The 11,605-nt window shown below is 65.4% G+C and carries 10 protein-coding genes; 3 read left to right on the plus strand and 7 right to left on the minus strand.

Features of this window, described 5'->3' with window-relative positions:
• The first annotated feature begins 12 nt into the window (after positions 1-12).
• Complete coding sequence (locus tag KVT32_RS08125) at positions 13-477, plus strand: Rrf2 family transcriptional regulator (RefSeq protein ID WP_217617991.1); 465 nt, start codon at positions 13-15, stop codon at positions 475-477.
• A gap of 6 nt (positions 478-483) precedes the next feature.
• Here the strand turns inward: KVT32_RS08125 and KVT32_RS08130 are convergent, their stop codons facing one another.
• From KVT32_RS08130 to KVT32_RS08160, 7 genes are all read right to left on the minus strand, one after another.
• Positions 484-1,791: a type II toxin-antitoxin system HipA family toxin gene (locus KVT32_RS08130; RefSeq protein WP_227741226.1), complete on the minus strand. Its 1,308-nt coding sequence runs from the start codon at positions 1,789-1,791 to the stop codon at positions 484-486.
• Positions 1,792-1,807: 16 nt separating this feature from the next.
• Positions 1,808-2,152, minus strand: coding sequence for a helix-turn-helix domain-containing protein (locus KVT32_RS08135; protein ID WP_175234482.1), 345 nt, complete (start codon positions 2,150-2,152; stop codon positions 1,808-1,810).
• A gap of 123 nt (positions 2,153-2,275) precedes the next feature.
• The gene (locus KVT32_RS08140; protein WP_371825571.1) at positions 2,276-3,475 is read right to left on the minus strand and encodes an LD-carboxypeptidase; all 1,200 of its coding nucleotides are present in this window, start codon (positions 3,473-3,475) and stop codon (positions 2,276-2,278) included.
• Positions 3,475-4,182 carry an RNA pseudouridine synthase gene (locus KVT32_RS08145; protein ID WP_056318758.1) on the minus strand — a complete coding sequence of 236 codons (708 nt, stop codon included), beginning with the start codon at positions 4,180-4,182 and terminating at the stop codon, positions 3,475-3,477. Before KVT32_RS08145 ends, KVT32_RS08140 begins: the two co-directional genes overlap by 1 nt.
• Positions 4,183-4,907: 725 nt before the next feature.
• Positions 4,908-6,035 (minus strand): AI-2E family transporter YdiK, encoded by a 1,128-nt coding sequence (ydiK, locus tag KVT32_RS08150; protein ID WP_371825572.1) that lies wholly within the window; start codon positions 6,033-6,035, stop codon positions 4,908-4,910.
• Between the two features lie 132 nt (positions 6,036-6,167).
• A complete protein-coding gene (locus tag KVT32_RS08155; protein WP_152384452.1) occupies positions 6,168-6,524 on the minus strand; it encodes a hypothetical protein in 357 nt (118 codons plus the stop codon).
• Positions 6,525-6,637: 113 nt separating this feature from the next.
• A complete protein-coding gene (locus KVT32_RS08160; protein WP_056317846.1) occupies positions 6,638-7,405 on the minus strand; it encodes a hypothetical protein in 768 nt (255 codons plus the stop codon).
• A 137-nt stretch (positions 7,406-7,542) separates the two neighbouring features.
• On the opposite strand from KVT32_RS08160, the gene KVT32_RS08165 reads away from it, so the two are divergent.
• Together KVT32_RS08165 and KVT32_RS08170 are read left to right on the plus strand one after the other, a co-directional pair.
• A complete protein-coding gene (locus tag KVT32_RS08165; RefSeq protein WP_217617992.1) occupies positions 7,543-10,383 on the plus strand; it encodes an ATP-binding protein in 2,841 nt (946 codons plus the stop codon).
• Positions 10,380-11,597: an EAL domain-containing protein gene (locus KVT32_RS08170; RefSeq protein ID WP_217617993.1), complete on the plus strand. Its 1,218-nt coding sequence runs from the start codon at positions 10,380-10,382 to the stop codon at positions 11,595-11,597. Before KVT32_RS08165 ends, KVT32_RS08170 begins: the two co-directional genes overlap by 4 nt.
• The last annotated feature ends 8 nt before the right edge of the window (positions 11,598-11,605 follow it).

Genomic DNA, 11,605 nt, shown 5'->3' on the forward strand with positions numbered 1-11,605 from the left:
AGCATCTGTTGCATGAGAAGAGACAGCAAGCTTTCCGGCGTACTGCACGTTCTGCTGCATATGGCCGAACGCCCCGGTCCCATGACCTCCGATGACCTGGGCCGCGTCATGCAGACAAATCCTGTCGTCATCCGCCGCATCATGGGCGGCCTGCGGCAGCAGGGCCTGGTCCGATCCGAAAAAGGTCATGGCGGCGGGTGGACGATTTCGTGCGATTTCAAATCGGTCACGCTGCGCGATATCTACGAAGCGCTGGGCGCGCCAGAGATCTTCGCCATGGGCAACCGCAGCGAATCGCCCGGATGCCTGGTCGAAGAGGCGGTCAATGCGTCGCTGGACGACGTGTTCGAACAGGCCCAACAGCTGCTTCTGGACCGGCTCGGCAAGGTCACGCTGGCCGAACTGAGCCGAGATTTTCACGCGCGCATGGTCGAGCGCGGTCAGGCTTACGATCCGCACGCCGTTCACGAGGTTTGAGCCGCCCTATTCCCACGGCTGGCGCCACGCCATCAATGAGGCCTCGACGTGTTCGATTTCGGCCTGCGACATGCCAGCTTCTTCGTAGAAACGCCTGCGCTCGCCGACCACGTCCCGCACGCGGTCGATGATCGACCTGGCGGCCGCTTCCGACCGGAGTCCGAAACGCCGGTACTCGGTCAGGCAATTGGCAAACGTGCTGTCGCGGCCGGCGGAGCCAATGTGAAGGTAGTGCCGCGCCGAACCTTCCTGGGTCACCACATCAAAAAGCGGCGACAGCCGGTAGGTGCGCGCATCTTCGTCTTTCAGAAATCCGACATTCTTCAGATGGTCGTCGGTGTTGTGGACCGCGACGTTCAGGATCATGCGCGCGTATAGTTCGAGCAGATCCTGCACGGGATTTGACGAGATACGGCGCGCCACGTCGGCCAGGCGCGCGTAGGAATACGTGGCCTTGCCGCGCGGGCCGTCGAGCTCGCGTTTGCCGATATGCACGGACGGGCTGATGAGCGACGCGCCGCTAAGGAAGTGGCGCCGCGCGATGACCGGGTCCGCGCCCTGCCGGACCGGCAGCAGCTCGCGATCGAACCGGTGCGTCAGCAGCACGGCGCCCAGATGCGTTTGCGCCAGACGGATCTGCGGCACGTTCAAGCCGATGGCCTTGGCCATCTGCAGGTTCGCGTATTCCACGCGCTGGCGGTCGTAGGATTCGCCCTTGCGCGGAAACTTGGCAATCCACATTTCGCCCGCCTCGTCCCGCACGATCGTCTTGGGCCGCGCCCCGCCGATATCCCATGAGCTGCCCAGGATGTCACGATATAGCCCCTTGGGCTTGATGCCCTGGTCGATGTCGGTCAGCAGGTCGGCCAACGAATCCAGCTGGCTGACTTCGGGCAGCCGATAGGTCTTGCGCATGTTGGGTGTCAATTGCCGGGCGCTGAAAAAAAGCGCCCCCACACCCATGCCCCGCCCCTTGAGCAGCACTTCGTTCTCCGTCACGCGGGCGCCCGCGTTGTCCACGCGCATCACGTTGCGGCCCCAGGCATCCGGCGCGGCGTCAAAAATGGCGCCCAGCGTCTGGTACCGGCTTTCGGTCCGGTAGGTGGTGGCTGAGTCGGTTAGCGGCAGATTGAGCGGATCCAGCGAAAACGCCCGGGGGTCGTTCACGTAGGACTGCACGTAGGTGAATTCAGCGAAGAAGTGATTCTCGTCGCTGTCATCCAAGGTCAGGACGCCAGCGAGCACGGCTTCGCCCCGGATGTCCACATAGACGAAAAGCTCGCTTTCGACGGTTTTGGTTTTCTTGGCAGGCACGATGTCGACCGCCGGGTTACAGGCTGGACGGATCGGCGCGATGCGAATGCTGCGCCTTGCCGCTGCCCCGAGCGGGACGGCGCATGGCGTCAAGCCGTTTGCCCACCCCATCGAGGTCCGGGTCACCCAATGCGAACACTTGGTCGCCAAAGCCGTACAGCAACAACGCTTCAACGGCGAGCGCCAGGGAAACGCCGCCATCGCCGCGTTCCAGCCGGTTGATGGTGGCGCGCGACACGCCCATGCGGCTGGCCAGCATGGCTTCGGTTTCATTGCGGCGAAGGCGCGCGGTGCGGATGTGCGCGCCCAGGCGAGCCAACGCCTCGGCAGCCTCGAAACTGGGTTCGATTTTCTTTTTCATGCCGCAATAATAGCGCCATGAGTGGCCTTATGCACTATTAATGAGGCAAACCTATGCTGCTTTGTGAGCTATTAATAGATCATAAGTATCGCTTATGCGCTATTAATGGGGCATTCAAGTGTATCAGCCAGCGGTTACACGGATCACTGCCTGATCCAGCCGCAACCCTGCCCGCGCGGTGTCCAACGTGACGCGCGCCCCGAGCGGCAGGGTCAGGTTCGGATCGCCGTGTCCACTGGGCCAGCCAGCCAGCACCGGAATGCCTCGAGCGCCGAACTGTTCGAGTATCAGCGGATACAGCAGGCTCTGCGCCTGCGCATCGTCCAGATTCGTCCCGATGATGCGAGTGAAATTGCCCACGATCACACCTTGGACGCCGTCGAACTTGCCTGCGGCTGCAAGTTGGCTCAAGAGCCGGTCCACGCGCGGCAGCGCCTCGTTGACGTCTTCGAAAAACAGAATCGAATCGCGCGTGTCGATCTCGTGCCGGGAACCGATCAGCGCGGCAATAAGCGCCAGGTTGCCGCCCACCAGCCGCCCGCTTGCGGTGCCAGCCACCAGTTCCATGGCCCGGCTGTCCGGGGGCGGCTGGATCCACGCGGCTTCCCCGATCTGGCCGCTCAGCATCGCCAGCAGATGCGACTCGGTGGGTTCGCCCTTGCCTGCCACCAGATCCTGCGCCAGCATCGGCCCATGAAACGTGACAAAACCGGCGTGGCGCTGCATGGCCAGGTGCAAGGCCGTGATGTCGCTGTAACCGATGAAGGGCTTGGGGTGTTGGCGCAGCAGCCCGTAATCGAGCCTGTCCAGCAAGCGCCATGAGCCAAAACCGCCTTGCAGACACCACACCGCGCCGATGTCCGGCGCGGCGAACGCCGCGTGCAGGTCATCCAGGCGCTGTACGTCGGTGCCCGCCAGGTATTCATACGGAGCGTCGAGCCGGGTGCGCGACGCCGGCATGATCACCGGAAAATAACCCCGGTCTTCGAGCCATTGCGCGGCAAGGTCGCTGGCGTTGGGCGCGGCGGATGCGGGCGCCACGATGGCGACCTTCGCGCCCGGCCGCAACGCCGGCACGGGGGCGGCCGAGGGTTTCGCGTGCGACGGCGGCGGCGCGGGAGGGCGGTTCAGAGCACCCGGCGAGGACGTTTTCCGGCCGCCGGCGCAGCCCGCCAGGCCAAGCCCCGACAGACACAGGGCGCCAGCATTGAACAGCATCCGCCGGCGTCTGGCATCCGGCAGACCGGCATCCTGGTGCGAGCCGGATTCCGGACTGGGCCGGTTCAGGAGATTGGCGAACGGGGTGCTGGTCGGTCCGCGCATCAGAATCGCTCGTACTCCAGCCGGTAGCGCCATTGCCCGGCCGCAAGGCCTGCCATCGGCAAGCGCCCGATCCGCAGCCGCCGCAGGGCCAGCAGGCGCAGGCCTGCCGCTTCGCACACCGCTTCAATAAAACCGGGCATCGGCGACTTCAGCGCAAAGCGCAGATGGGTTTCGTTTTGCCAGCTCACCTTCATCGGGGTGGCCGGGCGGCCCTCATAGGCCATGCCGCGCTGCATGCGGACCAGATCGGCCTCGCTGAGCTGACCTTCGACCTGGGCGACGTACTCCTGCTCGACGTGTCGGCCTTCGTCCACCAGCTTGCGCGCCACCGCGAACTCCTGCGTGTACACGACCAGACCGCTTGCCGCGCGCTCAAGCGGCGTCACCAGCTTGAGTCCGTTGAACATGCGCTTCAAGTAGCGCTGGCCGGAACGGTCGCCAGGCATCAGGTTCTCGGGCAGGATCAGGTCGCGTGCCGAACCAGGCTGGTCGTCAGCGTACATGCCCGCTGGCTTGTGGATCAGGATGGTGACCGGACGGCCCTCTTCCAGCTTGGCGCCGGGCAGCAGGCTGACCGTCTGCGAGGCCGTGACCCGCAAACCGGGCTCTTCCTGCACCTTGCCGTTGACCGTGACCCAGCCTCCTTCGATGTAGCGCTCGGCATCTGCGCGTGAACACGGCAGCTCCGTGGCCAGCCGCTTGGCCAGCCGCTCGGTGTTCGCGGCAGCGGGAGCTTGGGCGGGACGCTGGCCACGCGATGGCCTCGCGCTGGCTTGAGGCGAACGATCTTTAGGCGCACGATCTTTAGGCGCACGATCTTTAGGCGTGCGATCTTGGGACGAACGACCTTGAGGTGCACGATCCGGTCGGCTGCCTTGCCGGCTATCCGCGCCGCCGGTGCCGGGCTTTACGGCGCGGCGCTTCATCCCTGGCTCGACCGGCAGTTGCGCTCTGCCGGTCCCGCCGCTTGGGGCAGAACGAGCCGGCTTGGCCGGCGGGCTGGCGCGGCCGGTTGTGCCGGTTGTGGCAGGACGGGCCGATGCGTTGCTTGCGGAACGCGCTGGCCGCGTCGACGCCGCCGGACGGGCGGGCCGATCGGTGGCGCGTTTCACGCCGGATTTGGCCTCGCTGGGGCTTGTGGCGGAAGGCTCGCGGCGGGGTGTTCCCGCCGCGGGGGCGGAAGGCCCGGACCTGGGCGGACGAGCACTGCGGGTTCCCGTGGCGCGCTTGGCCGGACGGGACGACAGGCTGAGCGTGCCGGGTTTGGTGGGACGCAAGGTGCTGCTCATCGTCCCTCCTCCTGGCACAGCGGATTGAAGCGGTAAAGGAATGGGTCAGAAGCGCCTTTGGGCGCCGCGATCAGAAGCTTGGTCATCGGTATTGCCGGGTATTGCGAAAAGCGGGCCACATGGCCCGCACCTTGAGACGGATGTTACGCCCTTTTCTGCCCAAGGCCCTCGGGCGGCTCCGGCTTCAAGTCTGCCGTCTGCGCACCGGCCTGCACCGGCGGCGGCACCTCGTCGATCCAGGCCTTCAACAGCGTCGACGTCACCGCCAGGATGACCGGGCCAATGAACAACCCGACGATGCCGAAGGCGAACATGCCCCCCAGCACGCCGGACAGGATGAGCAGCATCGACAGATTCACGCCGCGCTTGATGAGCAGCGGCCGCAACAGGTTGTCCAAGGTGCCAACCACGATGGCCCAGACCAGCAGCACGGCGGCCGCCAGCTTCATGTCGTTCTGGAACAGCCAGGCAACGCCACCCAGCATGGGCAGTAACGGTCCCAGTTGGGCCAGGCACAGCATCACCATGAGGGCAGTCAGAATGCCGGCCGCCGGCACCCCGGCAATCCACAGGCCAATGCCGCCCAGCGCCGATTGCACCACCGCCGTGACCACGATGCCCAGCGCCACCGCGCGGATCGCGGACGCGGCAAGCTTGATTGCCGCCACGCCACGCGGGCCGGCCAGCCGGTTGGAAAACCGCAGCGCGAAGTCCGCTGCGGCGTCGCCCTTGCTGTACAGAATGCCGGCGATGATCACCGTGATCAGCATGTGCATCACGAACACGCCGACGATCGCCGCGTGGCCCAGCAACCAGTGCGCGGCGGTGGTCAGGTAGGGTTCGATGCGCGCCAGCAAGCCGCCGGCGCCGGCGTCGGAAAGCGCCTGCCACTCCAGGGCGATCCTCGGGCCCGCCAGCGGAATGCCGTGTACCCACGACGGAGGCGCCAGCAACGCATAATCGGGCAGGCGCTTGACCGCCGCCATGATGGTGCCGCCGTGCAGCGCCAGCGTCGAAATCGCCTGGTACAACGGCAGCACGATCACGAACAGCAGGATGAGAAGCATCGCCACCGTTGCCAGCCAGCGCCGGCCGCCGCAACGCCGCTGGATGGAGAGCAGCACCGGCCAAGTAGCGACCACGATGGTCGTGGCCCAGATGAGGCCCGGCAGGAAGGGCCTAAGGACGTACAGGCTGCCGATCATCAAAGCCAGCAGCATGACGATGACGAGCAGGATGCGGGCTATGTCGACGGACTGGCGTGGTATCACCCGAACCTCCTGGCGAGGCTGTCGCCCCGGTTGCGGTGGATGAGGACCGGCGGCGCCCGTCCGTGCCAGCCAACGCGCTGAATCGAATGTATTCGAAAACGCGCAGAATCTGAATGGAAACGTGGGTAGACGCTACGAGGCCCCTAGCATCGCGCGAAACCGGCTGCGGATTGCGCCGGAGTATGCCCAGCACCAGACCGCGAGGGCCAGCATCGCCACCGTGAAGTAGGCGCGAGCGCCCTCGGGCACGGGATTCAGTTGCGACAGCGTGGGGAATGGCTCGAAGCCGATGAAGTCGGTGGCGGCCAGGGTGCTGAAGATAAGCGCCAGCACGGGTCCGGTAAACCGGGGGCGCTCTCCCCGTGTGTCGGGAGCGGCAAGAAAGCACCAATGAATCCAGCGCGCGAACTGGATGGCCACGGCAACCAGGGGAATGAGTAGCGCAAGCTGTAGCACCAGTAGCGCCAGAATGACTTGAGTGGGAAGCATGCGCGGATTTTATCGGATCCGCCGTGGGCTTGAGCTTGGATCCGCCCGGGGCTTGAGCTTGGATCCGCGGGGGCTTGAAGCCCCCTGCTCTACGGCCGAGCGATGGGGCGCGACTATGTCCCCAATTGGAATTCGCGCCAGTTGGAACCGGCGCTGGTCAGCCAATCCTGCACGTACTGCAGGCTTAGTGCGATGGACAGCGCCTCTCCCTGGAAGAGCACGTCGGGCTGCGCGCGCAGCCAGTTGAAGTCTTCGATCCTGCGGATGTCCTGCGCCAGGACCTTCAGGCCTTGGCGGGACGCTTGCCCAAGCAGGCTGAAGAAGCGCTCTTGCAGGGGACGGCGGGTGCAGATGCCTTCGGGAATGCCGACGCGCAGCCCCGTGGCGCGAAGCGTGCCGAACGATGCTTGCGCCGACGGCAGCAAACGCACCCGCAGCGCGGGCCGCAGTTCCTGGTAACCGTGAAAAAGCGTGGCGCCGTGCGCCAGGCGGTCGCTAAGGGGAACGTTGTATGTGACTTTGCCGCAGGGGTAGATCGGCAGGCTGGGATGCGATTCTTGTGGGGTTTCGCGCAGTTGATCGCCCGCGACGGCACCAATGCGCAGGTCTTCGCATAGCTGGCGGGGCAGCAGGATGTCCGAGTTGACGTTCAGCGGATGGTCGATCGACAGTGGCGCCATGCAGCCTGCAGCCCGGAAAACCCGCCCTGCGCGGCGCAGGGCGTCGGCCGAGGCGGCGTTGGCAAGCAGCGCGGGACCGTGCCAGCTTTGGCCGCCTACCAGCGCCATTTCGCGTACGACGCCTTTGGCGTCCAGGACAGGTTGGATACGTAACGGCTCGCTGACGAGGGTGGCGGATTCTGCCAGGTTGATAGCGTTCATAAGTCGATGAGTCTATGGATGGCAAATGCATAAACCAATCGAAAAAGTACGATTCAGGCGGCGCTTTCGCCCTAGGGTTGGCGCATTTTCAAAATATTCTTATATCCGCCGTCTAGCGCGATGCCTACGATGGCCGCATGCCAATCAAGGATCCAAAGACCCCCGCGCCAGACGTCCAGCCAGTCCCCCGAGCTCCCACGCTGCTCTTGCATCTCTTCGCCGCCGCGCTGCTGGCCTGCATCGCGGCGGCGGCCGTGTTTCTGCTGTACTGGTCCTTTACCAGCACCACGTCCACGTACCGTCGGCAAATGAACGCCGCCGCGTACAACGCGCAGATCTTCTTCGACCAGCGCGAGGCGCTGCTCCGGTCGCTGGCTTCCAGCCTGGTGCGCAACACCGATGCCGCGCCCGCCTCCGACACCCCATCGCACTTCGGCAACACGGGTCAGATCAAGGTGTTTCCGCTACACGAAGCCCCGAACGTCTACGATTGGGCGCTGATCCTCACGCCCCGCGTCCTTGACGACATCGCCTTCGCACATACCCGTCTGCTGTTCACCTCCGGCCGCAACGGCCAGACCACGTACGTCGCGCCGCGCCCTGCCCGGCCCCCGGCGCACGGGCCTGCCCGCATCCCCCAGCTGGGTGCCGACGAACAAACCTGGATCGCTCGGGCGCTGGCGGCGGCCGATCCCGGCGCGGCGCACGACCGGCGCACCGCCATCACCTGGTTGAAGCCATCCACGCACAACGCCAACCCGCTCTACCTGTACACCCCCATCGACCCCAACACGCCGCGCGCCGGATGGATCGGCCTGGAACTCGGCGACCTCGACGAGGCCATCGACCTGTCCTCGCTTCGCGGGGGCAACTACATCCTGCACGACCAGCACGACGCGCCTGTCCTGCACAGCCCCGCCGACCCGCAGGTGCTGGCCGGCCTTAGCCGTTACGGCGGCCGGGAAGACGCATTCGGCTGGTGGGGGCCGGGTCTTTTGCCCCGCTTCGTCGTCCTCAGCAAGTCCGTGGGTGAAGCGGGCTGGCGGCTTGTCTACTACACGCCCATCAGCCGCATCCTGGGCGACATGGCGTTCGCCATCCAGGCAATACTTGGCGGCGCCTGTCTGCTCTTTGCTGTCGTCATTCTCGGCATCCGGCACATCCGCAAGAAACTCGTCGCCCCGGCCCTGCGGCAATACGAAGCCCTTGCCGATAGCGTCTCGCTGAATCGCAAGCTGGTCGAAGTCGCGCCCGTGGGACTGTGCCTGTTGCGCCGCGCCGATGGCAGACCGCTGCTGGCGAACGAACTTGCCAAGGACTGGCTGCTGGGCGATGCCGGGCTGCTGTCCCGCCTGCTCTCAGAAAACGACTTCAGCGCCGACCGCGAATACGTCCTGAACGACGGGCGTTGCCTGTACCTGACATTCGCGCCAATCACTTATCACGCCGAGGACGTCATCCTCTGCGGCATCAACGATGTCACCGCATTCAAGCGGGTCGAGCAGTCCATCACCCAGGCCAAGCTGCACGCAGACGCCGCCAATCACGCCAAGACGGTATTCCTGACCACCATGAGCCACGAGATCCGAACGCCCCTGTTCGGTATTCTCGGCACCCTCGAACTGCTGGGCCTGACCGCCATGGACAGACAGCAGCAGCAATACCTGGAAACCATGCAGCAGTCCTCGGCAAGCCTGCTGAGCTCCATCAACGACACGCTCGACCTGTCGCGCATCGAGGCCGGCTACCTGACGCTCGAAACCGCGGAATTCTCGCCCGTTCAGATGCTGGACAGCGTCATCGGCACCTACGGGGCGCGCGCCGAAGCCAAGGGTCTGCACCTGTATGCCCTGGCCGACGTGACATCCCCGCCGCGGGTCCTGGGCGACGCGATGCGCGTACGGCAAATCCTGAACAACCTCGTCAACAACGCCATCAAGTACACCAGTTCTGGGCAGGTGGTGTTGCGCCTTCAGACGCTCAGCCAGGACGCGCAGTGTGCGACCCTGAAGTTCCAGGTGGCCGATACCGGCATGGGCATCTCTGCAAAGCACCACGCGCGGCTCTTCGAACCCTACTTCCGCGCCGAAGGCGGACCCAACCAGAACGTGCCCGGCACCGGCCTTGGGCTAGCCATATGCCGGCGGCTGTCAGAGATGATGAACGGCACGCTCAGCGCGGTCAGCGAGCCAGGCCTGGGCACCAGCATGTCGCTCGTCCTGACCCTGCCGCGCGTCGGCGGCGCGCAACCGGAAATGGGCGTCCGGCTGGATCCCCGGCCCGTATTCGTAAGGGGCGCCAACAACGAGGTGGTCACCAATCTGTGCCAGTGGCTGCGGCATTGCGGCGCCCTGGCCATGCCGTTCAAGGACGCGCTGCATGGCCGGCGCGAAGGCAGCGTGCTGGTGGAAACATGGACCCGGGACTTCATTCCAGCAGCCTGGCGAGGAGCCCGGGTCATTGCGCACCCGCCGGGCATCAAGCCGCAGCCGGCGATCAACAGCTGGACCGCCGACAGTCATAGTCTGGCCAGCATCGTCGGCGCCGTCCGCCTTGCACAGGACAGCGCCGCCACGAAGGCGCCCCCTGCCCCCCCGGCATCCTGCGATTCGCTCGACATGCACCTGCTGGTCGTCGAGGACAACCCGGTCAGCCGGCAAATCCTTCGAGAACAGCTGGAACATCTGGGCTGCACCGTCGTCCTGGCGGCAGACGGCAACGACGCATTGGCGCTGCCCGAACTTCCCGATTTCGACGCCATCCTGACGGACCTGCAGATGCCCGAACTGGACGGCTACGCGCTCACCCGCACGCTGCGCAGCCAGGGCTACACCCGGCCGATCGTAGGCATCACCGCCAGCGCATTCACCGAAGACCTGCGGCGCAGCGCTGAAGCCGGCATGACGACGGTGCTGCTCAAGCCGCTGCCCATTTCGGCGCTGTGCAAGGCGTTGATGACCCTGAAGGAAGCCGCATGACCAAAACGCTGTCCGAGTACAGGGTCCTGATCGTGGACGACCATCCGCTGCAATGCGTCCACCTGGCAGATCAGCTGACAGCGGCCGGATTCGGGCAGGCGGACGTGGCATCGTGTGCCGAGACCGCCTTGGCCAAGACCGAGCTGCAGGCGTACCACCTGGTCCTGATCGACCTGAACATGGCCGGCATGGATGGCGTGCAATTCATAGACCGGCTTGCCAGGCAGCGCCGCGCGCCCGCGCTGGCAATCGTATCGGCCTGCCTGCGGCGCCTCATCGAAAGTGTCGCCTTGATGGCACGGGAAAAGGGGCTGGACGTGCTGGGCACCTTTTGCAAGCCTTTCACCTTGCAAGACGCCAGCCAATTGGCCAGCCAACTGTGCCGGGACCGTCAGCAGTCGATGCCGGGCCGCCCCGGGACCGGCCCCGCCTCGGACCGCACTGCCCTGGAACACGCGCTGCACCACGGACAGTTGCAGGCCTGGTTTCAGCCCAAGCAGTCGCTGGCCACCGGGCGCTTCGTGGGGGCCGAGGCGCTGGCGCGATGGCTGCACCCCGAACTGGGATGCCTGTCGCCCGGCGCCTTTCTTCCCGCCATCCGCCGCCTGGGGCTGGACAAGGCGCTGCTGCGGCAAATCCTGCAAGACGCGCTGCACGGGCACTTGCAGTGGGGGCAGCAAGGCTTTCGCGTCCCGGTCTCGGTCAACCTGCCCACGCAGTTCCTGGACGACCCGGATCTACCCGACGAATTAGAAGACATGGTGTTGACCCACGGGGTGGCGCCGACGGAAGTCACATTCGAATTGCTCGAGAACGAGACAACGACGGCACAAGGCCAATACTATATGGGCGCCAGCCGGTTACGCCTGAAAGGTTTCGGGTTGGCACAAGACGACTTTGGCCGAGGTTACAGCTCCATGTACAGCCTGATTTCGACCCCGTTCACTGAACTGAAGATCGATCGCGCCTTTGTCAGCGGCGCCGCCAGCGACGAAAGCCAGGCGGCGGCCCTCAGGTCGTCCGTGCAGTTGGGCCGGCAATTGGGGCTTCAGGTCACGGCCGAGGGCGTCGAAACGGCCTCCGACCTCGAGTTCCTGCGCCAGATCGGTTGCCACTGCGCCCAAGGATTCCTCATTTCGGTCGCGGTGGACACTGACGGCTTCAGCCAGCTTCTCGCCCGAGAGCAGCGCGCCATGACTCCGCCCGCGCGGTAAGGCCGACC

The organism is Achromobacter sp. GbtcB20, from assembly GCF_019091095.1.
GTDB classification, from domain to species: domain Bacteria; phylum Pseudomonadota; class Gammaproteobacteria; order Burkholderiales; family Burkholderiaceae_B; genus Achromobacter; species Achromobacter mucicolens.